At 57.9% G+C, this 23,233-nt stretch carries 22 protein-coding genes; 14 read left to right on the top strand and 8 right to left on the bottom strand.

Annotated features, from left to right (window positions below; translation table 11 throughout):
• Positions 1-75: 75 nt before the first annotated feature.
• Both KYE_RS00270 and KYE_RS00265 read right to left on the bottom strand, forming a co-directional pair.
• Positions 76-378, bottom strand: coding sequence for a hypothetical protein (locus KYE_RS00270; protein ID WP_008169190.1), 303 nt, complete (start codon positions 376-378; stop codon positions 76-78).
• A 95-nt stretch (positions 379-473) separates the two neighbouring features.
• The gene (locus KYE_RS00265) at positions 474-1,061 is read right to left on the bottom strand and encodes a PilZ domain-containing protein (protein WP_008169189.1); all 588 of its coding nucleotides are present in this window, start codon (positions 1,059-1,061) and stop codon (positions 474-476) included.
• Positions 1,062-1,184: 123 nt separating this feature from the next.
• Here KYE_RS00265 and KYE_RS00260 point away from each other — a divergent pair, with 123 nt between their 5' ends.
• Positions 1,185-2,426, top strand: coding sequence for a lipoprotein-releasing ABC transporter permease subunit (locus KYE_RS00260; protein ID WP_008169188.1), 1,242 nt, complete (start codon positions 1,185-1,187; stop codon positions 2,424-2,426).
• A gap of 13 nt (positions 2,427-2,439) precedes the next feature.
• Complete coding sequence (locus KYE_RS00255) at positions 2,440-3,129, top strand: ABC transporter ATP-binding protein (protein ID WP_008169187.1); 690 nt, start codon at positions 2,440-2,442, stop codon at positions 3,127-3,129.
• Here KYE_RS00255 and KYE_RS00250 read toward each other — a convergent pair.
• A complete protein-coding gene (locus tag KYE_RS00250) occupies positions 3,117-3,662 on the bottom strand; it encodes a DUF2062 domain-containing protein (RefSeq protein WP_008169186.1) in 546 nt (181 codons plus the stop codon). The two genes, KYE_RS00255 and KYE_RS00250, sit on opposite strands and share 13 nt — an antisense overlap.
• 105 nt (positions 3,663-3,767) lie before the next feature.
• Here KYE_RS00250 and KYE_RS00245 point away from each other — a divergent pair, with 105 nt between their 5' ends.
• From KYE_RS00245 to murB, 9 genes are all read left to right on the top strand, one after another.
• Positions 3,768-6,176 carry a DNA internalization-related competence protein ComEC/Rec2 gene (locus KYE_RS00245; RefSeq protein WP_039881748.1) on the top strand — a complete coding sequence of 803 codons (2,409 nt, stop codon included), beginning with the start codon at positions 3,768-3,770 and terminating at the stop codon, positions 6,174-6,176.
• Between the two features lie 72 nt (positions 6,177-6,248).
• A complete protein-coding gene (locus tag KYE_RS00240; protein ID WP_008169179.1) occupies positions 6,249-6,875 on the top strand; it encodes a MotA/TolQ/ExbB proton channel family protein in 627 nt (208 codons plus the stop codon).
• 5 nt (positions 6,876-6,880) lie between these two features.
• Positions 6,881-7,306: an ExbD/TolR family protein gene (locus tag KYE_RS00235; RefSeq protein ID WP_008169176.1), complete on the top strand. Its 426-nt coding sequence runs from the start codon at positions 6,881-6,883 to the stop codon at positions 7,304-7,306.
• Positions 7,303-9,081 (top strand): lipid A export permease/ATP-binding protein MsbA, encoded by a 1,779-nt coding sequence (msbA, locus tag KYE_RS00230; protein WP_008169174.1) that lies wholly within the window; start codon positions 7,303-7,305, stop codon positions 9,079-9,081. Before KYE_RS00235 ends, msbA begins: the two co-directional genes overlap by 4 nt.
• Positions 9,078-10,124, top strand: coding sequence for a tetraacyldisaccharide 4'-kinase (gene lpxK, locus KYE_RS00225; RefSeq protein ID WP_008169172.1), 1,047 nt, complete (start codon positions 9,078-9,080; stop codon positions 10,122-10,124). The genes msbA and lpxK overlap by 4 nt, the downstream gene beginning before the upstream one ends.
• A 19-nt stretch (positions 10,125-10,143) precedes the next feature.
• The gene (locus tag KYE_RS00220) at positions 10,144-10,332 is read left to right on the top strand and encodes a Trm112 family protein (RefSeq protein ID WP_008169170.1); all 189 of its coding nucleotides are present in this window, start codon (positions 10,144-10,146) and stop codon (positions 10,330-10,332) included.
• Positions 10,333-10,358: 26 nt separating this feature from the next.
• Positions 10,359-11,153, top strand: coding sequence for a 3-deoxy-manno-octulosonate cytidylyltransferase (gene kdsB, locus KYE_RS00215; RefSeq protein ID WP_008169168.1), 795 nt, complete (start codon positions 10,359-10,361; stop codon positions 11,151-11,153).
• Positions 11,146-11,625: a low molecular weight protein-tyrosine-phosphatase gene (locus KYE_RS00210; RefSeq protein WP_008169166.1), complete on the top strand. Its 480-nt coding sequence runs from the start codon at positions 11,146-11,148 to the stop codon at positions 11,623-11,625. Before kdsB ends, KYE_RS00210 begins: the two co-directional genes overlap by 8 nt.
• Positions 11,622-12,668, top strand: a complete 1,047-nt coding sequence (murB, locus tag KYE_RS00205) for a UDP-N-acetylmuramate dehydrogenase (RefSeq protein WP_008169164.1) — start codon at positions 11,622-11,624, stop codon at positions 12,666-12,668. Before KYE_RS00210 ends, murB begins: the two co-directional genes overlap by 4 nt.
• 55 nt (positions 12,669-12,723) lie before the next feature.
• Here the strand turns inward: murB and KYE_RS00200 are convergent, their stop codons facing one another.
• Positions 12,724-14,457, bottom strand: coding sequence for a proline--tRNA ligase (locus KYE_RS00200; protein WP_008169162.1), 1,734 nt, complete (start codon positions 14,455-14,457; stop codon positions 12,724-12,726).
• A 127-nt stretch (positions 14,458-14,584) separates the two neighbouring features.
• On the opposite strand from KYE_RS00200, the gene KYE_RS00195 reads away from it, so the two are divergent.
• On the top strand, positions 14,585-15,199 hold the full coding sequence (locus KYE_RS00195) for a TetR/AcrR family transcriptional regulator (RefSeq protein ID WP_039881747.1): 615 nt from the start codon (positions 14,585-14,587) through the stop codon (positions 15,197-15,199).
• A 1-nt stretch (position 15,200) separates the two neighbouring features.
• Here KYE_RS00195 and KYE_RS00190 read toward each other — a convergent pair whose 3' ends face one another.
• Complete coding sequence (locus KYE_RS00190) at positions 15,201-15,698, bottom strand: Lrp/AsnC family transcriptional regulator (protein ID WP_008169158.1); 498 nt, start codon at positions 15,696-15,698, stop codon at positions 15,201-15,203.
• 145 nt (positions 15,699-15,843) lie between these two features.
• Between KYE_RS00190 and leuA the strand changes: the two genes are divergently transcribed.
• Positions 15,844-17,538 carry a 2-isopropylmalate synthase gene (leuA, locus tag KYE_RS00185; protein WP_008169156.1) on the top strand — a complete coding sequence of 565 codons (1,695 nt, stop codon included), beginning with the start codon at positions 15,844-15,846 and terminating at the stop codon, positions 17,536-17,538.
• A gap of 92 nt (positions 17,539-17,630) precedes the next feature.
• Here the strand turns inward: leuA and KYE_RS00180 are convergent, their stop codons facing one another.
• From KYE_RS00180 to xseA, 3 genes are all read right to left on the bottom strand, one after another.
• On the bottom strand, positions 17,631-17,840 hold the full coding sequence (locus KYE_RS00180) for a cold-shock protein (RefSeq protein ID WP_008169155.1): 210 nt from the start codon (positions 17,838-17,840) through the stop codon (positions 17,631-17,633).
• 316 nt (positions 17,841-18,156) lie between these two features.
• Positions 18,157-20,031 carry a propionyl-CoA synthetase gene (locus KYE_RS00175; RefSeq protein ID WP_008169154.1) on the bottom strand — a complete coding sequence of 625 codons (1,875 nt, stop codon included), beginning with the start codon at positions 20,029-20,031 and terminating at the stop codon, positions 18,157-18,159.
• 103 nt (positions 20,032-20,134) lie between these two features.
• On the bottom strand, positions 20,135-21,523 hold the full coding sequence (gene xseA / locus KYE_RS00170; protein WP_008169153.1) for an exodeoxyribonuclease VII large subunit: 1,389 nt from the start codon (positions 21,521-21,523) through the stop codon (positions 20,135-20,137).
• 192 nt (positions 21,524-21,715) lie between these two features.
• On the opposite strand from xseA, the gene guaB reads away from it, so the two are divergent.
• Positions 21,716-23,179, top strand: a complete 1,464-nt coding sequence (gene guaB, locus KYE_RS00165; RefSeq protein ID WP_008169151.1) for an IMP dehydrogenase — start codon at positions 21,716-21,718, stop codon at positions 23,177-23,179.
• The last annotated feature ends 54 nt before the right edge of the window (positions 23,180-23,233 follow it).

Genomic DNA, 23,233 nt, shown 5'->3' with positions numbered 1-23,233 from the left:
CCATTCTAACCAACGATTGGTTGAACGTCAGGACATGGGAAGGGAATTTCCAGCCTGGAAAGGCCCCTCGGGCCTTCAGCGATTCGGCTTGAGAACGGTATGGATAACCCGGTCGCCTTCGAAATACACGATAAAGCCCTGATAGTGCCACTGGGTGATCGGTGGCTGGCCCACGGGACCTTCAATTTCCACGGGTGCACCCCAGGAAGCGCGCACTGATGACTGGCTCATGCCAGAGCCGGGGAAGCTGGCCTGGTCGCGATCGGCCTGGGTGCCAACTGGCACGCGGACTTCTTCAGCTACCGCGGACATCATCGGGAAAAGGGCCAGTGTGGCAGTCACTGCCAGTGCGCCGAACAGGGTAGTTTGCTTTCTCATTGATGGGTCTCCATGAAAACTGATGTCCTCGGGAGGACATGGATAAAGCGTAATATCCGAAAAAGATTAGCAAAAGTCACTCGTTTTTCCCCAGTCTACTCCTTTTGACGCTGTCGAATCTGCCACCGCATCACATGTCGTGCGATTTGCTGGCGATCGCTGTCCTCAATCCGGGCGAATTCGGTGTGGACCCTTGCTCCGCCTGACGAATCGGGGTGTACCTCAATAACTCGGGCAACTGCGCGGGGCTGGAAAAGTTCGGGTGGGAGGGTCATTCGAACAGCGAGCCGGTCTCCCGGCTGCCAGGCAGGGGTGCTGCTAAAGAACGACAGCCCACCCTCGCTCAGGGTTACTTCCTGCCAGTCCTCAGGTTGCAACGGATTTTGCTCAAAGGCCATAATGCGCGCAAGCGTGTCCAGCTTGCCGTTCAGGGATTTGATCAGTCCGGTAAGCAGCCGGTCTTTGTCGGCAAGGCTGGCAAGCTGGGATTTAACGTCCTGATCCAGCCGCCTGAATTCAGCTTTCAGGCTCTCAAGATGGTCGCCGTCGAAGGCATCTTCTTCCATTGCGGTGCCAGGCGCCAGCTTGCGGATCTCCAGGCCGATCCGGTCTTCAATGCGGAAAAAGTCCCGCCGTTCGGGTGAATAGTCCACCGGTTCGTTGGGGATGTCGGACGACTGCATCGCGGCTCCGGAAGGCTGATTTTTTATTTGGTACAGAACAGTTTAGCAGTTTCCCGTCGTGCTGGAAGGTACCCGGGAAAACCAGACCACGACAGACCGGAAGGTAGCAACAGGCACCTCTCAATGTTCAGACCCTTATCATTCTATATTGGCTTGCGTTACACGGCCGCCAAACGCCGCAATCACTTCATTTCCTTTATTTCCCTGACCTCCATAATCGGGCTGATGCTGGGAGTTGCGGTTCTGATCATCGTGCTCTCGGTCATGAACGGTTTCGATCGGGAGCTCAAGCAGAGAATTCTCGGGATGGTGCCCCACGCTACCATTCAGGGCGCCGGGCCGCTCGACGACTGGCAATCAATCGACGCGAAGATGCAGCAGCACCCCCGCGTGCTGGCTGCTGCGCCTTTCATACAGGGGCAGGGTATGGTTACCGGCGGTGGAAATGTTCGCGGGGTCGTGCTTAACGGCATTCTCCCGGAGGAGGAACGAACGGTCTCCATCATTGAAAACCACATGGTCGAAGGCAGTCTCAACGATCTGGTTTCTGGTGAATTCGGCATCATCATCGGTCGGTTGATGGCGGCCAGCCTGCGTCTTCAGATCGGTGACAAGGTAACCGTGGTCCTGCCGGAAGCCTCGGTTACGCCGGCCGGGGTCCTGCCCAGGCTCAAAAGGTTCACGGTCAAAGGCATCTTCAGTGTCGGGGCAGAACTGGATGGCAATTACACCCTGATTCACATGGATGATGCCGCCAAGCTCATGCGGACCGGGGGCAAAGCCGAGGGTATTCGCCTGCTGGTGGATGACCTTTTTGCCGCTCCCAGGGTGTCGCAGCAGGCTGCTGAGTCGCTGGGCGGCCGGTATTACGTATCCGACTGGACCCGAACCCACGGCAACCTGTTCCAGGCCATCCGCATGGAGAAAACCATGATCGGCCTTCTGCTGATGTTTATCGTGGCTGTCGCTGCATTCAATATCGTGTCCACGTTGGTGATGGTGGTTACCGATAAAACCGGTGACATCGCCATCCTCAGGACCATGGGGGCAACACCGGGACGCATCATGCGGATCTTCATTGTTCAGGGGGCGGTCATCGGTATCTTCGGAACCATTGTTGGCACGGCGCTGGGCGTTTTCGGAGCGCTCAACATCAGTGCCTTTATTTCCTGGCTGGAGGGAGCGCTCGGCCACCAGTTCCTGAGCGCGGACGTTTACTTCATCAGCTATCTGCCTTCCCAGCTGCAATGGCAGGACGTGTTTATCATCAGTGGCGCCGGCCTCGCCATGAGTCTGTTGGCAACGATTTATCCGGCCTGGCGGGCCTCCAGGGTGGATCCGGCGGAGGCGCTTCGTTATGAGTAAGGAACAATCCGCAATGGCACACTCTGCCCTGGTAATAGACTGCCGTCAGGTGACCCGGACCTATAACGAGGGTCTCGGCAAGCTCACCATTTTTTCGGATATCTCGCTCGAAGTCGCACAGGGGGAGACGGTTGCCATAGTGGGCAGCAGTGGTGCCGGAAAAACCACGTTGCTCAACTTATTGGGGGGGCTCGACAAGCCATCTTCCGGCCAGATTTCCATTTGTGGCGAAGACATTCACCGGCTTTCCGAGGGACGGCGCGCCCGGTTCCGGAATGCCCATCTCGGGTTTGTCTATCAGTTCCATCACCTGTTGCCGGAGTTCACCGCTCTGGAAAACGTGATGATGCCGTGTGCGTTGGGCGGTATGGCGGTATCAAGGTCGAGGGAAAAGGCAGCCAGCCTGCTGCAGCGGGTTGGGCTTGCCGAGCGGCTGGATCACAAACCCGGTGAGCTGTCCGGTGGCGAACGCCAGAGGGTGGCCATTGCCCGGGCACTGGTCAACGAACCGGACTGTGTTCTGATGGACGAACCGACGGGCAACCTGGATGAACATACTGGAGAAGGGGTGCAGGCGCTGATCGAGTCATTGAGGGATCAGCTGGGTATTGCCTTTGTCATGGTCACCCATGACATGAAAATGGCCAGAAGCCTGGGGCGTGTTATGCGGCTTGAGCAGGGTCGCCTGATTCAGGAAGCCTGATCAGCCTCACGACGGCGTCTGAGTCGTGCGGTGCGTCGCACCTGCCAGTCAGAGCGAATTTTCCGGCGCCACAGATACTGGATAATCAGGTAGGCCACGCAAGCGGAGACCGTTGCGACCACCAGGGACCCGAGATAGAGGGGAATGCCGATATCCAGCAGCCGCTCGCTGATCCAGGACCACGAGAGCTCAAAATCAAAACTGAGTACAGGCCGATCCAGAGCCCAGGCGCCAATCTTGTAGTTGAAATAGAACATCGGCGGCATGGTTACAGGGTTGCTGATCCATACCAGGACTACTGAAAGCGGCAGGTTGGCATTGAACCAGATGGCAAAAAAGGCCGCCGCGAGCATCTGGAAGGGCATGGGAATAAAGCAGAACCAGATGCCGACGAGAAAGGCCCGCGCAACACTATGACGGTTGATGTGCCACAGGTTCGGTTCATGAAGGATATCGCCCAGAAAGCTCAGCGACTGCATCGCTTGCACCTTCTCTGGTGAGGGCAGATAGCGTTTCATGAACTTCTTTGGCATTGGAAGTTCTGCCTTTAGACGGAGTTAGTAGACCGGCTCATCGGATGTTGCCGGTGTTTGTGACATACAGGAGGACAAGGATTGTCCGGAAGTATCAACAGACCGGTGGGCCCTTCGGGCGACTCCGGTTCCGCAGCGCTGGGCGTTATCGCCTTCTCTTGTGGCGTTATCTTACTGTATTGGTTGTCGATACTGCCACCTCCCACGTGGTTGATAGCCGCGATACCACTGCTGGCCTTAGGCCGGATCTGCGTTTCCCCGACCTTTGCCAGCTCCGCATTCGTATCTGCTCTTGGCCTCATCGTCGGACTCTCCTGGGCCTCGTGGCATGCCAGTGACCGGCTTTCAACGGTTCTGCCGGCAAGCCTGGAACGCGAGCGTCTCTCTGTCTCGGGATACGTATGTGATATTCCTTCGCCCGGTAGCTTCAATAGTTTACGTTTCAGTTTCTGTGTCACCCAGTGGCACAACCTTCCCATCCCGACCCGAGAGGAAGCAAGGATGCCGGACCTGCTCAGGTTGTCCTGGTACGGTCACGGAATGGAGCGGCTCCCGGGCCAACGTTTGCGGCTGGAAGTTGTGCTCAAGCGCCCCCACGGCTCCCTGAACCCCGCGGGCTTTCGCTACGAGGACTGGCTGTTTCGCAAGGGCTACCGGGCCACGGGCAGCATTCGTAGCGTGAAGGTTGACCGGGATGTCGGGTGTTTCGTCCATTGCCAGTACCGGAAGCTGCATCGTTTGCTTCACCAATGGACCATCGAGCAATTTGGCGGTGCCCGTCATTTTCCGCTGGTTTCTTCGTTGCTCATAGGTCATCGCGGCCACATGGAACAGAAGCACTGGGATGTGCTCAAGGCGACCGGCACCATTCACCTGGTTGCCATATCGGGCCTGCACCTGGGTCTGATCGCCCTGGGGGCAGGGTTTCTGTGCCGGCGACTGTTGCTGACTTTTCCGGCACAGATAGTCAGCGATAGCTCAAGGCGTTGGTTTGCCTTCCTGGCCGTTATCCTCTGCGGTCTCGTTTATGCCCTGGCGGCGGGATTTACCGTTCCAACCCAGAGGGCTCTGGTGATGGTTGTGGCCGGTGGGTGGCTGGTACTGATGAGTCGTCAGGCCCCGGTCTGGCACGTTTTCCTGGCCGCGTTGGCTGCCGTTCTTGTGCTGGACCCTTTCGCGCCCCTGGACCAGGGATTCTGGCTTTCGTTCGCTGCGGTTGCCACCCTGATCACTGTATTCTCGTCGCGACTGGCTGGAACCGGGTGGCTGAGAGGACTCGTCCTGGCCCAGCTCGCGGTTTTTGGCGGATTATGGCCAATCCTCGAAATACTGGGGCAGGGCCAGCCCCTGGCAGGTTTGTTGGCCAACCTGGTCGCGATTCCCTGGGTATCCCTTGTAGTTATGCCAGTGCTTGTCGCGGGTGGGTTGCTTGCCGCCGTAGTTCCAGGCGCCGCCCAGCTGTTCCTGCCAATATTCGATCTAACCCTCGGTGTTCTGTGGCAATTGCTCATGTGGCTTGCGCAGTGGCAGGCGCCGGACATCCGGGCTGGTGTCCCGGAGCTGTTTGGCTGGGCGTTGCTGAGCGTCGCGGTATTGTGTATGCCTTTCGCCATGTTCCGGCTTGTGGCGGTCCTTTCTGCGGTGTTTTGGCTGGTGTATCCGGCTCCTTCTTCCGAAAGGAATTCGTACGTGGCAGTGCCAGTTGTAAGGGTATGGGATGTTGGGCAGGGCCTTTCAGTTCTGGTCCGACACGGGCGCGAGGTTCTTGTCTACGATACCGGTCCTGCCGTGCCCGACGTGTTTTCGGCCGTCGAATCCACGCTTTTGCCCAATCTGGCGGCTGAAGGAATCAAGCGAATTGACACCCTCGTGATCAGCCACGCCGACAGCGATCATGCCGGTGGCATCTCGGAGCTTTCCCGGAACGTCAGTGTCGGCCGTGTCATTGCTGGTGAGCCTGCGGCGGTCAGACAGCAGGTTGGCGAACTGCCTGTGCAAGCCTGCAAACAGGCTGAAGAAAGGCTGGGAGGATTGGTCCTCGAGTTCTGGCAGAGTGAGGGCGCACAAGAGGGTAACGACGCTTCCTGTGTGTTGCGTATCTACCACCCTGACTCCGGAACTGAGTGGCTCTTGCCGGGAGATATTACCGAACCCGTGGAGGCAGAGTATCTAGCTTATATGGCTGGCCGAGAGGATGTTCAGGTTCCTTCGACTCGCGTGCTCGTTGCGCCCCACCACGGGAGCAAAACCTCATCTTCCGAACCCTGGGTGCGCGTGCTGAGACCAGATCGGGTCATCTATACCGCTGGCTATCGCCACCGGTACGGTCATCCCCACCCGACGGTAACCGCACGTTACGCGGGGGTCGGAGCGGTGCCGCTGAACACAGCATGTTCAGGCAGCGTCGAGATGACCGTTGTCGATAAAAAGCTGGCATTAAAGGAAATGCGGCATGGCTCGTCGTTCTGGATCGGTGGTTCGGGGCTTGCCCGTGACCAATGTAAAATACCGTGACATTGCAGGTGTGGCCTCCACGGGTAGCTATGCTAAAGTAGCGCGGCTTGCAAACAATCAGGGAGACCAAGCGTGTTCGAGCTGTTGAAAGCCGGTGGCATTCTGATGGTGCCAATTGTTGCCTGCTCCATTCTGGCGCTGGCCATCATTCTGGAGCGTTTCTGGACCCTTCGCGCCTCCAGGGTCGCGCCCCCCCAGACCATCAATGAGTTATGGCGCTGGATCAAGAAGAAAGAACTCAATGGCCGGAAACTGAAAGCCCTGCAGGGGTCATCGCCCCTGGGCCGGATTCTTGCCGGTGGCCTGCTTAACGCCAAACATGGCCGCGAAATCATGAAAGAGAGCATCGAGCACGAGGCAAGCCAGGTCATCCATGATCTGGAGCGTTTCCTCAATCCGCTGGGCACCGTCGCGACGATCACCCCTCTGCTGGGGCTGCTTGGTACTGTCATTGGCATGATCAAGGTATTCGCCGAGATCCAGCTGGCCGGGGTCGGCAACGCCGGCAACCTTGCCGGTGGTATTTCTGAAGCGCTGATCACAACGGCTGCGGGCCTGAGCGTCGCCATCCCGGCACTTATCTGCCACCGTTATTTTATCCGCAGAGTGGATGAGCTGGTCGTCGGTATGGAGCAGGAAGCGATCAAGCTGGTTGAGGTAGTGCACGGAGACCGCGAAATCGACGTGGAAGGAGCCTGAACGCCGTGAAGTTCAAGCGCCAGAGGAGCCAGGAAGTCGGGGTAGACCTGACGCCACTGATCGACGTGGTGTTTCTGCTGCTGATTTTCTTTATGGTTTCCACGACCTTTACCCGCGAGAGCCATCTGCAGGTTGAATTGCCTGAGGCCAGTGGCGAGCCTGCGCCGGCATCCGAAGTGCAGCAGATCGACGTGGTGATCAATGCCGAGGGGCAGTACATCCTGAACGACCGCACATTGGTCAATAATCGGCGGGAGACCCTTGAGCGGGGTGTCCGTGAACTGGCTGAAGGCAATAACTCGCTTCCGTTCATCATTACCGCTGACGCCCGCACACCCCATGAATTTGTGGTGCGTGCCATGGACGTTGCCGGCCGTCTCGGATTTGCCAAGCTCAGCATTACTACCGAGCGGGAGGCTGATAGCCAGTGAAGGTGTCCGAGCCTATACCAGACCCTGCGGCCGGCCTGCCGGCGGGCAGTTGGGATACCTACAAGCGCCTTCTCGCTTATGTAAAGCCGTTCCTGCTGGCCTTCTCCCTTGCAGTACTCGGCAACATTATCTATGCCGCTGCATCGACTGGTATGGCGGCAGCCATGGAATACGTCATTGCGGCGATCGAGAATCCGACCGAGCAGAATCGTCTGATGCTGACGCTGGTTATCGTTGGCGTCTTCGCATTCCGTGGGCTGGGCACCTTCCTGAGCCAGTACTTCATCAGCTATGTCGGGCGTCAGGTCATCAATGCGCTTCGTAACGATGTGTTTGATCGACTGATGACACTGCCTTCCCGCTATTTCGATGACAACGCGGCGGGACGGCTGGTGTCCAAGCTTACCTTTAACGTCGAGCAGGTGGCGGAGGCGACGACCAACGCCGTGACCATCACGCTCCGCGAAGGTCTGACCATTGTCGGTCTGCTGGGTTACATGTTTTATACCAACTGGAAGCTCACGCTGATTTTCCTGGCGGTGGGGCCGCTCATTGCCGCGGTTGTAAGCTATGCCAGCAAACGCTTCCGCAAGATCAGTCAGCGGATCCAGGGCTCGATGGGCGATATAACCCATGTGGCCTCTGAATCGATTACCGGCTATCGCGTTGTTCGCACCTTTGGTGGTGAGGATTATGAACGTGCTCGTTTTCAAGAGGTTAACAATAGAAACCTCAAGCAAAGTTTGAAGATGGCATCCACTCAGGCGATCAGTGTTCCGGTGATTCAGGTACTGGTGGCCATCGCCATTGCCGGATTGGTCTGGATGATGCTGGCGCCTGAAATTCGCGGTGAGATGACCACGGGTCAGCTGGTAGCATTCATTACGGCAGCGACGACCATGGCCAAGCCCATCCGTCAGGTTACCTCTGTTCACGCCAAGATCCAGAAGGGCGTTGCAGCCGCTTACGATGTGTTCGAAACAATCGACGAATCGCCGGAACAGGATCCGGGTACGTATTCGCCGGATCGCGTTGAGGGCGACATCGAGTTTGATGAGGTGGCCTTTCGGTACCGGGATCAGCTCGATAATGTTCTGGAAGGTATCTCCTTTAGCATTCCTGCCGGTCAGAGTGTGGCACTTGTCGGTCGTTCAGGGAGCGGAAAGTCCACCCTGGTGAGTCTCATTCCAAGATTCTATGAATACACCGGCGGTGACATTCGTATCGATGGGCATTCGCTAAAGGAGTTTTCCCTGAAAGGGCTTCGGTCCCAGATTGCACTCGTGAACCAGAATGTAGTGCTTTTTAACGATAGTATCGCGGCCAACATAGCTTATGGCTCTCTCCGGAACTGCACGCGCGAAGAAATCCGCGAGGCCGCCGCCAAGGCTCATGCGCTCGAATTTATTGACCGTATGCCCGAGGGGCTGGATACCATGATCGGTGACAACGGCGTCATGCTTTCCGGTGGGCAGCGACAGCGGCTCGCCATCGCCCGGGCGCTGCTCAAGAACGCCCCGATTCTGATCCTTGATGAGGCGACATCGGCGCTGGATACGGAATCTGAACGCCATATCCAGGAAGCGTTGGAAACGGTTATGCAGGGCCGTACCACTCTGGTTATTGCGCATCGCCTGTCCACCATCGAGAAAGCGGACCGAATCCTGGTGATGGACAATGGCCGCATCGCCGAATCCGGCCGCCACGACGAACTCCTTGCCGCTGGCGGCGCTTACGCTCAATTGCACCAGATGCAGTTCAGCGAGCAGTCATGAGCGCGGTGCAATCTGCCATGAGTTCGCTGGTTGAGCGTCTCTGGTATGGAAGGAAGCGCCCTCTGGCTTTTCTGGCACCGCTGTCTTGGCTGTACCGGAGCATCGCGGAAGCCCGCCGTCGGGCCGCCTGGGATGCGAGAGATGCGTCGCTCCCGGTTCCGGTCATTGTGGTTGGCAACATCACTGCCGGTGGAACCGGCAAATCGCCGCTCACCGCCTGGCTGGTTTCCGCACTGGCATCCGATGGCTGGCGGCCGGTTATTCTCAGCAGGGGTTATGGTGGCGATGCTGGCCAGTACCCGCTGGAAGTTGCGGCGGAGACCAGTCCTTCCGAAGCCGGTGACGAGCCTGTCATGCTGGCGCTGAGCACCGGGTGCCCGGTTGTTGTTGATCCGCGCCGCCGACGGGGCGCCGATTACGCTCTTGAGAAAAACCTGGGTGATGTGCTGATTTGTGACGACGGCCTTCAACACTACAAGTTGCCCAGAGACCTGGAGCTGTCGGTATTTGATGGACAAAGGGGCATCGGTAACGGCGCCTTGATCCCCGTTGGCCCGCTTCGGGAGCCGGTTTCGCGACTGGCTTCTGTAGACTTTGTTATTGTAAATGGCAAAGAGCTTTCAGAGCAGGCTATGGAAAGCTTTGTTGGCATTGACCACCCTGCGATATTTTCCATGATTCTTGAGCCTGCAACCCTCGTTCACCTGAAAACAGGGGAGTCGAGAGCGGTTGGCGATCTCAGGGGCAAGGCCGTGAGGGCTGTGGCCGGGATCGGAAACCCGGCCCGGTTTTTCGATACACTCAGAACCCTTGGCGCCGATGTTACCGAAGCGGCCTTTCCGGATCACCATCGTTTCCGTCCCGAGGATCTGAACAGTGATACCGATGAGTTGATAGTCATGACCGCAAAAGACGCGGTGAAATGCCGGGAATTTGCACCCGATAATGCCTGGAGCCTCACCGTTGAGGCCAGATTGCCGGGACCGTTCCGGGACGCGTTTCTGGCCCGGGTTCGCCAATGTTCCGAGCCGTTAACTTCCTGATATCAAGTGAGTAAGCAACATGGATAAAAAACTGTTGGCGCTGTTGGCCTGTCCGGTGTGTAAGGGCGATCTGAAACTCAACGAGGACAGAACCGAGCTGGTCTGTTACCAGGACGCCATGGCGTTCCCGATCCGCGAGGGGATTCCTGTGATGTTGGCTACCGAAGCCCGGACGCTCTCTACTGATGAGCGTCTGCACAAGCGCTAAACCCAAGTCAGCCAGGTGGTTACTAAATGTCTTTTACCGTTGTGATTCCGGCCCGCTATGCGTCCAGCCGCCTTCCGGGCAAGCCTCTGGCAGACATTGCCGGCAAGCCGATGATCCAGCATGTCTGTGAGCGTGCCGCGGAAAGCCGTGCAGACAGGGTCGTTGTCGCCACGGACGATGATCGGATCCGGACCGCATGCGAAGGCTTCGGTGCAGAAGTGGTCATGACATCACTCAATCACGCCAGCGGCACAGACCGTCTTGAGGAGGTTGCACGGGTGCTGGGTTTCGGTCCGGATCATCGGGTCGTTAACGTGCAGGGTGACGAGCCCCTGATCCCGCCCGAACTGATCAACCAGGTGGCCGACAATCTGGAGTTTTATCCTGAAGTCGCCATTGCCACACTGTGTGAGCGGATCCACGATCCGGAGCACGTGTTCAATCCCAATGTGGTCAAGGTGGTGTTCGATCACAGGGGGATCGCCCATTATTTCAGCCGTGCGCCGATCCCGTGGGCCCGGGACCAGTGGCAGGAGGGCACACCTCTGACGGGGCTGGACGCTGCCTTGCCGGATAATGTCGGATATTTCCGGCATATCGGCATCTATGGTTACCGTGCTTCCGTCCTGGCCGAGTTTGTCAGCTGGGCGCCTGCGCCGACCGAGGTAACCGAATCTCTGGAACAGTTGAGGGCTCTCTATAATGGTGCCCGTATTCACGTGGATGTGGCCGCCGTCAACCCGCCGGGCGGCGTTGATACCGACGCCGATTTGCACAGGGTCCGAGGCTGGCTGGAGAAGAGGAATAGCGAGAATGGCTGAACCGGTAAACGTTCTTTTCGTGTGCCTGGGCAACATCTGTCGATCGCCCAGTGCTGAAGGTGTGTTTCGCTCACTGGTGGAGCAGGCGGGCCTTGCAGATCAGGTTCACATCGACTCCTGCGGCACCGGTGACTGGCACATTGGCAAGACTCCTGACGCCCGCGCCCAGGAGGCTGCCCGGCGCCGGGGTATCGACATCAGTGGATTACGGGCCCGCCAGTTCAGTCCGGAGGATCTGGACACCTTTGACTACGTGCTGGTGATGGATCGCCAGAACCTGGCGGACATCAAGGACGTATGGCATCAAAATGGCGGCACCCGGCCAGCCCTGTTTCTGGAGTTCGGTCAGTCGGCCCATCAGGAAGTGCCAGATCCCTATTACGGTGGTGACGCAGGTTTTGAAACCGTGCTTGACCTGATTCAGGAAGCCGGCGAGGGCCTGCTGGCGGACATCCGGGGGCGCCTGGCTTGAGTCAGCAGCCGGAAATTCGGGAAAACATAGAGCTGGAGGCGCTGAATACCCTGCACGTGCCGGCCAAAGCCCGTTTTTATGTCGAAGTTCACACCTCAGATGAGTTGGTCAGGTCTCTGGACTGGGCCTCATCAGAGGATCAGGAAGTCCTGATTCTGGGGGGCGGCAGTAACCTGGTGTTCGCGGGTGACTTCGCGGGGCTGGTGGTGCGTCTGGCGATTCGTGGCCGCCGTTGGGAGCACATTGAGGACCACAGGGCGACCCTGGTGCTTGGTGCGGGTGAAAACTGGCATGAGGCGGTCCTGTATGCTGCCCGGGCCGGTTATCGCGGTATCGAGAATCTGGCGCTTATCCCGGGCACGGCCGGAGCGGCGCCCGTCCAGAATATTGGTGCCTATGGTGTTGAGCTCGGCGATTGCCTGGAATCCGTCACCGCACTGGATCGCAATTCGGGTGAGCTGGTTGTTCTCAATAACGCCCAGTGCCGTTTTTCCTACCGCGACAGCCTCTTCAAACAGACGCCGGGTCGCTATGTGATCACCGAAATCCGTTTGGGCCTGTCCCGCTCACGTGCTCTGGTGCTCGGATATCGGGATCTCCGGGAGTACCTCGGTGATACAGCGGAAACCGCCCTCGACCCTTTGCATGTGGCAGAGGCCATAATGGCCATTCGCCGACGAAAGTTGCCGGACCCGGATATGATTCCGAACGCCGGAAGTTTCTTCAAGAACCCGGTGGTTGACGGAGTAACGTTCGAGGCACTCAGCGAGCGGCACCCGGATATTGTGGCTTATCCTCAGGAGCAGGGGGTAAAACTGGCAGCGGCGTGGCTGATCGATCAAAGTGGCTGGAAAGGCTTCCGGAATGCCCGGGTGGGCGTGCATAACCGACAGGCGCTGGTGCTGATTAACCACTCGGGCGGCACAGGTGCCGACATACTGGAGCTTGCCAGAGAAGTTCGTCAGTCAGTCGTTGACCGGTTCGGTGTCACCCTGGAAATGGAGCCAGGGATTGTGGGTGGTTCGGGAAGGGAAAATCCCTGACGGCACTGCTTTATGCAAGTGCCGTCAGAGGCTTGTCCGCGCATGCGGACAGCGATCAGAGCCCTTTTCGGGGCGATGCGTTGACCAGGAATGGCAGCGCTTCAGCCACCGGTACATCCTGTTTTTCCGCATCCTTTCTGCCCTTGTACTCCAGGGTTCCGGCTGCCAGACCACGCTCGGAAACCACGAACCGGTGCGGGATACCAATCAATTCCATATCGGCAAACTTCACGCCCGGGCGCTCTTTGCGGTCGTCCAGAAGCACATCGTAACCGGCCTGGCGTAGCTGTTCATAAAGCTTTTCGCCGGCCTCGGCAACGGTCGGTGACTTATGGGCGTTCAGAGTAACAATGGCCACCTGGAAAGGCGCAATGGCATCGGGCCAGATGATGCCGTTTTCATCGTGGTTCTGTTCAATGGCTGCGGCAACAACCCGGGAAACACCCAGGCCGTAACAGCCCATGTCCATAATCACGGTTTTGCCGTTTTCATCGAGAACCGTGGCGTTCATGGCAGTGCTGTACTTGTTGCCAAGTTTGAAGATGTGGCCCACTTCAATGCCGCGCCGGATCTCCAGAGTGCCCTTGCCATCCGGGCTGGGGTCGCCCTCAACCACGTTGCGCAGGTCTTCCATCCGTTCAAGCGCAGCGTCTCTCTCCCAGTTCACGCCGGTAAGGTGGAAGCCTTCCCGGTTGGCGCCGCAGACAAAGTCAGCCAGATGCGCGGCACTGCGGTCCACAATAACGGGCACGTTGAGGTTTACCGGTCCGATAGATCCGGGCTTGCAGCCGACAGCCTGTTCGATTTCCTCATCGGTGGCCATTGTCAGAGGCTCGGCAACGCCGGCCAGGTTTTCGGCCTTGATCTCGTTCAGGGTGTGATCGCCCCGCAGAACCAGTGCAACCAGCCCGGAGTTGCCGTCCTCGTCAGCTTCCGCCTTCACCAGCAGGGTTTTAACCGTGCGGGTGGCGTCAATGCCCAGCAGCTGTGATACCGCCTCGATGGTTTTCTGGTCCGGCGTGGCGACTTCCTTCATTTCCTCGGCCGGAGCAGGGCGGGTGCCGCTCGGGGCTACTGCCTCTGCTTTCTCGATGTTGGCTGCGTAATCGCTCCCGGTGCTGAACACGATGTCATCTTCACCCGAAGATGCGAGCACATGGAACTCGTGGGATGCGCTGCCACCAATGGCGCCGGAGTCCGCCTGTACAGCACGGTAATCCAGGCCGAAACGGTCGAAAATGGCGCAGTAGGTGCGGTGCATCAATTCGTAGGTTTCGTTCAGGGACTCGGCGTTCAGATGGAAGGAATAAGCGTCCTTCATCAGGAATTCCCGGGCGCGCATCACGCCAAACCGGGGGCGACGCTCGTCCCGGAATTTGGTCTGAACCTGGTAGAAGTTGGCTGGCAACTCCTTGTAGCTGCTGATCTCATTCCGGATCAGGTCGGCAATGACCTCTTCGTGGGTCGGTCCGAAACAGAAATCACGACCATGACGGTCTTTCATACGCAGCAGTTCGCCGCCGTACTGGGTCCAGCGTCCGGATTCCTCCCAGAGTTCGGCCGGCTGGACCGCAGGCATCAACACTTCCTGAGCGCCACTCTTGTCCATTTCTTCGCGAACGATTCGCTCGACCTTGCGCAGGGTACGCAGGCCCATTGGCAACCAGGTGTATAGTCCGGCGGCCAGCTTGCGAATCATGCCGGCACGCAACATCAGCTGATGACTGATGATCTCGGCGTCGGCGGGGGTCTCTTTCTGGGTGGCAATCAGGTAGCGGCTTGCTCGCATCGTGTCTTCCGTTTGTAATAAATCTGAAGTGTTAGACTAATGGACAGGCGGCGGTTGGCCCGCCGGAGCCTTTATTTGTCGTAAAGTGGCCATTATTGTACGGAGCCTGTTGCACAAGGTACAGATGATGACCGACGAATCTATTGATGTCGCCCCGCGGCGCCGGCCGGTTCAGGCCCGCAGCCGGGAGCGCGTCAACACCATCCTTCGCCATGCCGCCGCCATTTTTCATGAGACCGGTGTCGATGCTGCGAGCATGTCAGCCATTGCCCGACAATCGGGTATGTCGCTGGCTTCTCTCTACCGCTACTTTCCCAACAAGGCGGCCATCGTCCATGCCATTGCCGAACAGCAGGTGGAGAAGATGGAGCGTGCTCTGCGGGAACGGTTGCAGGAACTGAACCTCAGCGATGCGGTAGACGTTCTCATCGATCAGTTTTATGAGTTCTATCGCCACGAGCCTGCCTACTCGGCGATCTGGAGTGGTGTAGAGGCAATGCCTGAGCTGAGGGAGCTGGATCTGAGAGAGCTGTACACCAACGCCCGCGATCTGGACCGGAAACTCAAAGAGGAGTGTCCCCGGATTCCTGATGATCGGCGCTGGACCGCAAGCCTTTTGCTGCCAAGGTCCGCCGGCACTGTCCTGCGGCTGGCGGTAACTCTGCCCGACGCCCAGGGTCGACAACTGGTGGAGGAGCTCAAATGCATGGCAAGGGCTTACGTCCGCGAGTTCGTCGCCTGAGTCAGGAAAGGTACCCCAATGGCAGGGCAGTACTGTCGATTACTCGCCGGAGCACGAAGCTGGAGTGCACGCCGCTGACGCCCTGAATGCGGGTAATTCGGTTCAGCAGGAAATGGTGGTAATGGTCCATGTCCGGTACCACCACCTTCAGCATGTAATCGGCGTCCTGGCCGGTAATCAGGTAGCACTCCTGCACCTCCGGGTACTCGGCAACCTGCTCTTCAAACGCCGCGAAACGCTCGGGTGTATGCCGATCCATGCCAATCAGAATGATTGCCGTCAGAGAAAGGCCAAGTTTCTTGTGGTCCAGAATGGTGACGGTTCTGACGATGATACCGGCATCCTCAAGGGCCCGCACACGACGGAGACAGGGCGAAGGGGATAGCCCGACTTTCTCTGCCAGTTCCTGGTTGGTCAGGGAGCCATCCTGCTGGATCTGTTCGAGAATTCGGCGGTCCATCTTGTCAATTTTGGCGAGGGTTTTCTTGTTTTCGGTCATAAAATTCCAAGAATGGCGTTTATCAAGCAATTTATAGGTTAGAAAATACGCTTCCCCGCTCAAGTTCGCAATCAAATACCAGCTTTTTCGCGTTAACCTGTACCCATCAAAGAATTCACTTCTGAAACCGCAAGGAATTACACGCATGGCTTTCGATCATCGCAAATACGTTGCGTTCAAACCTGTTGCCAAAACCGACCGTCGCTGGCCGGACAAGGTCATCGAGAAGGCGCCAACCTGGTGTGCCGTAGATCTTCGGGATGGTAATCAGGCACTGGTGAAGCCCATGTCTGTTGCCCAGAAAACGCGGATGTTCGAATTGCTGGTGAAGTTGGGTTTCAAGGAAATCGAGATTGGCTTTCCCGCTGCCAGCCAACCGGATTTCGATTTCTGCCGCAAGCTGATTGAAGAAAATCGCATCCCTGAGGATGTGAAAATACAGGTGCTGACCCAGGCCCGTCCTGAGTTGATCGAGCGTACCTATGAAGCATTGGCCGGCGCCCGAAAGGCAATCGTGCATGTCTACAATTCTACTTCCACGGTTCAGCGGGAGCAGGTGTTTGGTCTGGATCGTGACGGTATCAGGGACATTGCCGTCAATGGTGCCAAACTGGTTCGTGACATCGCCGCGCGCCACCCGGAGACCGAGTGGACGTTCCAGTATTCACCGGAAAGCTTTACCGGTACCGAGCTGGATTTCGCCGCGGAAGTGATTGATGCCGTGAGTGAGGTCTGGCGTCCGGAAGAGGGCCAGCCGATGATTATCAACCTGCCTGCCACCGTTGAAATGGCGACACCCAACGTGTTTGCGGACCAGATCGAGTGGATCTGCGACAACATCCGGCGCCGTGAACACATCAGCATCAGCGTGCATACCCACAATGATCGCGGCTGTGCCGTGGCCGCCGCCGAGTTGGCGGTAATGGCAGGGGCCGATCGGGTCGAGGGCACATTGATGGGCAACGGTGAACGCACCGGCAACATGGATCTGGTGACCATGGCCATGAACCTTTACTCCCAGGGCATTGATCCCACGCTGGATCTGTCGGGCATGGCAGAGATCACCGAAGTGGTCGAGGCCTGTACGGAGATTTCCACCCATCCACGCCATCCCTACGCCGGCGAACTGGTGTTCACCGCCTTCTCAGGCAGCCATCAGGATGCCATTCGCAAGTGTCTGGCGCGCCGCAAGGATGGCGAAACCTGGAACGTCGCGTATCTGCCCATCGACCCGTTCGATGTTGGTCGCCGCTATGAGGAAGTGGTTCGCATCAACAGTCAGTCTGGCAAGGGCGGTGTCGCCTATGTACTGGAGCGGGATTACAACATCAGTCTGCCACGCTGGTTGCAGATCGAGTTCAGCAAGGTGGTCCAGAGAGAGGCGGAAACCAACGGTGGCGAGATTGACTCACTGACCATTCATCGCCTGTTCGAGGATCGCTATCTGAAAGTCCACGCCGATTGGGCACTGCGCTCCTACGACCTGCACCGGGACGAAGAGGGTGTGCATGCCGAGGTGTCGGTGGGTCGCGATGCATCGCCGGTTCGTCTGGATGGCCATGGGCTGGGCGCAGTGGAGGCTGTATCTGAGGCGCTGGAGATGCGCTTTGATATCTCCATTGCTGTCGAGGCTTACGACGAGTTTGCGCTGGGTGAGGGCACCAATGCCAACGCACTGGCCTGTATTCGCTTGACCGCAAACGGTATGCATTGCAGCGCTGCGGCACTGGCCGAAGACACGACATCTGCCACCCTGCAGGCCTTGTTTTCGGCAGTCGCCCAGGCAGTGGGTATCGAAATGCCTGAGACGGAAGCCGAACCTGAATCGGCGGGTGCCTGAAAAACCGTCCGTCCTGACGACACAAGCCGGCACGAATGCCGGCTTGTTGGTTTTCCGATGCCCGTGAGGGGCAAAGGACGGAGCGTATACCCTTAGACCGGGGTAACGTTTTCCGCCTGCGGGCCTTTCGGGCCCTGTGTTACGGTGAACTGCACCTGCTGGCCTTCGGTCAGGGTGCGGAAACCGCTTGCATTGATTGCGCTGTAGTGAACAAACACGTCGCTGCCACCGTCCTGAGCAATGAAGCCAAAGCCTTTGGACTCGTTAAACCACTTAACGTGGCCGGTTTTAGTATCGGACATTGATCTTTCCTGTCTTTCTGTAATTTGCCCTCACGGGACCTTCAAAATTCCACATGGAATCGTTGCTGAGAAATCCAGAGAGTACTGAGGAAGGGGCAACGAAGAGCACTTCGGCAGGACGTTGAAACGCATTCACCAAATACCGCTGTATTTTCACAGCAATTTCAGTATAGACCGACTTTGGGGGGCGTCAACGAAATTTTTGCAGCTTTCGTGAAGGTTTTATTGCGGGCAAAAACAACAGGTTGGGATTTGATTGGGCAAAAATTGCCCGCCCCCGGTTCGGGCGGGGCGGGCAGCTTTCACGGTGGCTCTGTCAGCGGCGGAACTGCTCGCTGATTTCTTCCAGAATGGCAGGGTCATCAATGGTGCTGGGCACCGCGTATTCCTCGCCATCGGCAATCTGGCGGATGACCCGTCTGAGGATCTTGCCGGAACGGGTCTTGGGCAGGCGATCAACCACCAGGGCGCGGCGGAAACAGGCGATGGCGCCAATCTTGTCTCGAACCATCTCCACCAGCTCGTCTTCCAGTTCGTCATGGTCGATGGTTGCGCCGTCCTTGATCAGAACCAGCCCTATGGGGATCTGCCCTTTCATATCATCGTGCGCACCCACGACGCAGCACTCGGCTATGGCCGGGTGGGAAGCGACGACTTCCTCCATCTCACCGGTAGAGAGCCGGTGGCCAGCGACATTGATAACGTCATCGGTACGGCCCATAACGAACACGTACCCGTCATCGTCAATAAAGCCGCCGTCGCCGGAGCTGTAGAATCCCGATATCGGTTCCAGGTAGGTTTTGCGGAAACGCTCATCGTCGCCCCAGACTGTCATCATACAGCCGGGTGGCAGTGGCAGTTTTACAGCAATCTGACCCTGCTCGCCGGCGGGCATCTGGCTGCCGTTCATGTCCACTACCTGCACGTTGTAGCCAGGGGAGGGAACGGTTGCCGAACCTGGTTTGGTCGCCATTAACTCGATTCCCACCGGATTGCAGCAAATGGCCCAACCGGTTTCGGTCTGCCACCAGTGGTCGAGAACCGGCAGGCCAGTGTGCTCTTTCAGCCACTCATAGGTGGCGGGATCGAGTCGCTCGCCGGCCAGGAACAGTCTTTTCAGTGAACTGATGTCGTAGTGTGAAAGCTGGTCTGCTTCCGGATCTTCCTTGCGGACGGCCCGGAATGCGGTCGGGGCAGTGAACAGCATGTTCACTTTGTGATCCTGAACCACTCGCCAGAAGGCGCCGGCATCCGGTGTTTTCACCGGCTTGCCCTCGTACATGATGGTCGTGCAACCCGCAAACAATGGCGCGTAGACGATGTAGCTGTGGCCGACGACCCAGCCAACGTCAGAGGCAGCCCAGTAAACATCGCCGGGTTTGGCGTCGTAGACCAGCTTCATGCTGTAGTTCAGCGCAACCGCATGACCACCGTTGTCGCGCACCACACCTTTGGGTTTACCGGTGGTGCCTGAAGTGTAAAGAATATAGAGCGGGTCTGTTGATTTGACGGGCACCGGGTCGGCTGGTTCGGCCGTTTCCATCAATTCGTTCCAGTCGTGGTCACGGCCAGCCTGAAGTTCGGCCTGTACCTGTTGGCGCTGGTAAACGATGCAGGTTTCCGGTTTGTGGCTGGCCTGATCAATGGCCTTGTCGACCAGGGGCTTGTACTCGATCACACGGGTGACTTCGATGCCACAGGAAGCGGTAATCACAGCCTTTGGTTTGGCGTCATCGATGCGAACCGCAAGCTCATGGGCTGCAAAGCCGCCGAAGACCACAGAATGAATGGCGCCAATTCGCGCGCAGCCGAGCATTGCAATGACGGCTTCCGGAATCATCGGCATGTAGATGATGACCCGGTCGCCCTTGGTGATGCCCCGGTCTTTGAGGGCTCCAGCGAACCGGGCCACTTCATCGGTCAGCTCGTTGTAGGTGTAGGAGCGCTGGGTATCGGTAACCGGAGAATCGTAGATCAGGGCTTTCTGTTCGCCACGCCCTGCACGGATGTTGGCATCCAGTGCCACATCGCAAGTGTTCAGAGTGCCGTCGGGGAACCACTGCCCGTGCCCATTGTCGGTTGGCTGCCAGATGGTTTTCGGCGGTTCGATCCAGTCAATTTTTTCCGCCTGTTCACGCCAGAATTCGTCCGGTTTGTCTATCGACCGCCGGAACTCTGAGTGGTAGTCCATACATTCCACCTCATCGTGCCTGTTGTTGTTTTAATACGTTTCCTGACAACTTTAGGCCGTTTGAAATCATGGACTAGTAGACCATTGGCTTAGTCTCGGGGGTCTAGGGGCCAGTTTCTTCTGTAGATTTGACCGAAGTCACCTTCGCAGTCATTTCACCCCGTGCAACGCGGGCTGAGATGGTGTCGCCGGGGTTAACGTTTGAAGCATCCCGAAGAATGTTTCCGTTGTTGTCGCGCACGATGGAATAACCCCGTCCAAGGGTCGCAAGGGGGCTGACCACATTCAGAGTCTGCGCCGCATGTTCCAGGTTGTCGCGACGCTGTTTCAGGTCCTGCTGCATGACCGAAACCAATCGCTCGCTCACGCGCCGCAGCGCGTCCTGGCTATCCGAGAGCTGGCGGTGCGGCGACTGCATGACCAGTCTCTGGCGCAGGTGATCATTGCGCACGCCAACGGTTGTCAGGCGCTGTCGAATAGCTTTACGGAGGCGCAGTTCGAGCTCATCCATTCGCTGGGCTTTCTCCAGAAGCTCCCTTCTTGGGTCGCGCAACCGGGCGCTCAGATGTCCGAGCTGGGTGCCCAGGCGCTTCAGGGCCAGGCCCATGGCGTTGGACAGGCGGAATTCCCGGTCTCTTAGCTGTTTAAGCCAGTCTGACTGGTCCGGCGAAATCTTTTCGGCGGCCGCGGAGGGCGTCGGGGCCCGAAGATCAGCCACGAAATCGGCAATGGTTACATCGACCTCGTGACCAACCGCACTGACCGTGGGGATCCGGCAAGCGGCAATCGCGCGGGCGACCGCTTCTTCATTGAAGCACCAGAGATCCTCCAGAGAGCCACCGCCACGGCCGATAATCAGGACATCGGCAACGCCGTGGTTCTGTGCGGCTTCGATGGCTCGTGCGATGTCAGCGGTCGCCGCCTTGCCCTGAACGGCAGTGGGGTAGAGCGTTACGGGTATAGCGGGGCACCGCCGGGCGAGAACGGTGAGTATGTCGTGGATCGCGGCGCCGGTGGGTGAGGTGACGACACCGATGTGCCTGGGCAGTGAGGGCAGCGGTTTCTTGCTGGCCTGTTCAAACAGTCCTTCGGCCAGCAATTTCTGCTTGAGCTCCTCGAAGGCCTGTTGGAGGGCGCCGAGCCCCGCAGGTTCGACGTGTTCAACGATAATCTGGAAGTCGCCGCGGTTCTCGTAAAGAGTGACCTTGCCGCGGATCCGGACCTGATCGCCCTCTTTCGGTGGTGTGCGGATGCGCTGGTTCATGCCCCGGAACATGGCGCATCGCACCTGGCATTTCCGGTCTTTCAGGGAAAAATACCAGTGGCCGGACGAGGGGCGAGAAAATCCGGAGAGTTCACCTTCCACCCACACCTGCATAAAGCTCGATTCCAGAAGATGTCTGGCCTGGTGGTTGAGCTCGCTGACGCTGAGTGCCCGGGGCCGGGTGTCCTGAAGATGCGGCGTCGCCGGTCCTGATCCGTCGTTATACATACGCAATAGCCGAAAAGAGGGAGGGTAAAAATAGCGAAATTTCAAAAAGATGCAATCGAACCTTAAAAAAGGGCCGGTTTACTGTCTTCGAGAGCCCCATTATAATAGATCGATTAAGGATTTTGCTTTGTCGTACCGCCGCGGGTACGGCACGGAAATTCCCAACTTAGCACGATCAAAAGGCGGATCCCAATGCTGCGAATTGCCGAAGAAGCCCTCACATTTGATGACGTTCTGCTGGTTCCCGGATATTCAGAAGTGCTGCCCCACGAGGTTAGCCTGCAAACCCAGCTGACCAAGGGTATCACCCTCAACATTCCTCTTCTGTCTTCCGCCATGGATACCGTTACCGAGGCAGAATTGGCCATCGCCATGGCTCAGGAAGGCGGTATCGGCATCATGCACAAGAACATGACCGTTGAGCAACAGGCGGCAGCCGTCCGCAAGGTCAAGAAGTTCGAGAGTGGCGTGGTGAAGGATCCGATTACAGTTTCGCCCGAGACAACGGTTCGCGAACTGGTAGATATCACCATGGCGAACAGCATCTCCGGTCTTCCGGTGGTGGACGGCCACGACCTGATCGGTATCGTCACTGGCCGCGACATCCGTTTTGAAAGCCGTATGGACACGCTGGTTCGGGATATCATGACGCCCAAGGAAAAGCTGGTTACGGTCAAGGAAGGCGCCTGTCTCGAGGAAGTGAAAGAGCTGCTGCATCGCCATCGGATCGAGAAGGTTCTGGTCGTTAACGATAACTTCGAGCTGCGCGGCCTGATCACGGTCAAGGATATCCAGAAGGCGAAAGATTACCCGCTGGCGTGTAAAGACGATCAGGGTCGTTTGAGAGTTGGCGCGGCCGTGAGCACCGGTGGCGACACCGAAGCCCGCATTACCGCACTGGCCGAAGCCGGGGTCGACGTGATCGTGGTGGATACCGCCCACGGTCATTCCCGTGGTGTGATGGAACGCGTGCGCTTCATCAAGAAGAATTTCCCCGATGTGCAGGTGATTGGCGGCAACATCGCCACGTCACATGCGGCGCTCGCCCTGGCGGAAGCCGGCGCGGATGCAGTAAAGGTAGGCATTGGCCCCGGTTCCATCTGCACCACCCGTATTGTGGCGGGTATTGGTGTGCCCCAGATTTCTGCGGTTTCCAACGTGGCCGCAGCGCTGAAAGAGCACGGAGTCCCGGTAATCGCTGATGGCGGTATCCGTTTCTCCGGTGATATTGCCAAAGCCATTGCCGCAGGCGCCCATAGCGTCATGATCGGCAGCCTTTTGGCAGGTACCGATGAGGCACCTGGCGAAGTGGAGCTGTTCCAGGGCCGCAGTTACAAGGCCTATCGTGGCATGGGTTCCATCGGCGCCATGGGGCAAGGCTCCAGCGATCGTTACTTCCAGGACGCCAGTAAGGGTATCGAGAAACTGGTTCCTGAAGGCATCGAAGGCCGCGTTGCCTGCAAAGGTCCGATGCGTAACATCGTTCACCAGCTGGTTGGTGGCCTGCGGGCTGCCATGGGCTACACCGGTAGCGCCACCATGGAAGAAATGCGCACCAAGCCTGAATTCGTGCGCATCACCAACGCGGGTATGCGTGAGAGCCATGTGCACGATGTGACCATCACCAAAGAATCGCCCAACTACCGTATCGGTTAACCATTGCCCTACCAGACGCGGCCCCCAGAGGGCCGCGTTGTTTATTCAGCCCCG

Source organism: Marinobacter manganoxydans MnI7-9, assembly GCF_000235625.1.
Taxonomy (GTDB): domain Bacteria; phylum Pseudomonadota; class Gammaproteobacteria; order Pseudomonadales; family Oleiphilaceae; genus Marinobacter; species Marinobacter manganoxydans.
This window is presented reverse-complemented; position numbering and strand designations above follow the sequence as displayed.

Excerpts from the sequence above, each read along its gene's own strand:
- KYE_RS00270 (WP_008169190.1), bottom strand. The coding sequence starts at position 378 with ATGAGAAAGCAAACTACCCTGTTCGGCGCACTGGCAGTGACTGCCACA.
- KYE_RS00265 (WP_008169189.1), bottom strand. The coding sequence starts at position 1,061 with ATGCAGTCGTCCGACATCCCCAACGAACCGGTGGACTATTCACCCGAA.
- lpxK (WP_008169172.1), top strand. The coding sequence starts at position 9,078 with ATGAGCGCGGTGCAATCTGCCATGAGTTCGCTGGTTGAGCGTCTCTGG.
- KYE_RS00250 (WP_008169186.1), bottom strand. The coding sequence starts at position 3,662 with ATGCCAAAGAAGTTCATGAAACGCTATCTGCCCTCACCAGAGAAGGTG.
- KYE_RS00180 (WP_008169155.1), bottom strand. The coding sequence starts at position 17,840 with ATGTCCGATACTAAAACCGGCCACGTTAAGTGGTTTAACGAGTCCAAA.
- KYE_RS00190 (WP_008169158.1), bottom strand. The coding sequence starts at position 15,698 with ATGACCGAAAACAAGAAAACCCTCGCCAAAATTGACAAGATGGACCGC.
- kdsB (WP_008169168.1), top strand. The coding sequence starts at position 10,359 with ATGTCTTTTACCGTTGTGATTCCGGCCCGCTATGCGTCCAGCCGCCTT.
- guaB (WP_008169151.1), top strand. The coding sequence starts at position 21,716 with ATGCTGCGAATTGCCGAAGAAGCCCTCACATTTGATGACGTTCTGCTG.
- KYE_RS00255 (WP_008169187.1), top strand. The coding sequence starts at position 2,440 with ATGGCACACTCTGCCCTGGTAATAGACTGCCGTCAGGTGACCCGGACC.
- leuA (WP_008169156.1), top strand. The coding sequence starts at position 15,844 with ATGGCTTTCGATCATCGCAAATACGTTGCGTTCAAACCTGTTGCCAAA.
- KYE_RS00260 (WP_008169188.1), top strand. The coding sequence starts at position 1,185 with ATGTTCAGACCCTTATCATTCTATATTGGCTTGCGTTACACGGCCGCC.
- KYE_RS00195 (WP_039881747.1), top strand. The coding sequence starts at position 14,585 with ATGACCGACGAATCTATTGATGTCGCCCCGCGGCGCCGGCCGGTTCAG.
- xseA (WP_008169153.1), bottom strand. The coding sequence starts at position 21,523 with ATGTATAACGACGGATCAGGACCGGCGACGCCGCATCTTCAGGACACC.
- KYE_RS00210 (WP_008169166.1), top strand. The coding sequence starts at position 11,146 with ATGGCTGAACCGGTAAACGTTCTTTTCGTGTGCCTGGGCAACATCTGT.
- KYE_RS00175 (WP_008169154.1), bottom strand. The coding sequence starts at position 20,031 with ATGGACTACCACTCAGAGTTCCGGCGGTCGATAGACAAACCGGACGAA.
- KYE_RS00200 (WP_008169162.1), bottom strand. The coding sequence starts at position 14,457 with ATGCGAGCAAGCCGCTACCTGATTGCCACCCAGAAAGAGACCCCCGCC.
- KYE_RS00220 (WP_008169170.1), top strand. The coding sequence starts at position 10,144 with ATGGATAAAAAACTGTTGGCGCTGTTGGCCTGTCCGGTGTGTAAGGGC.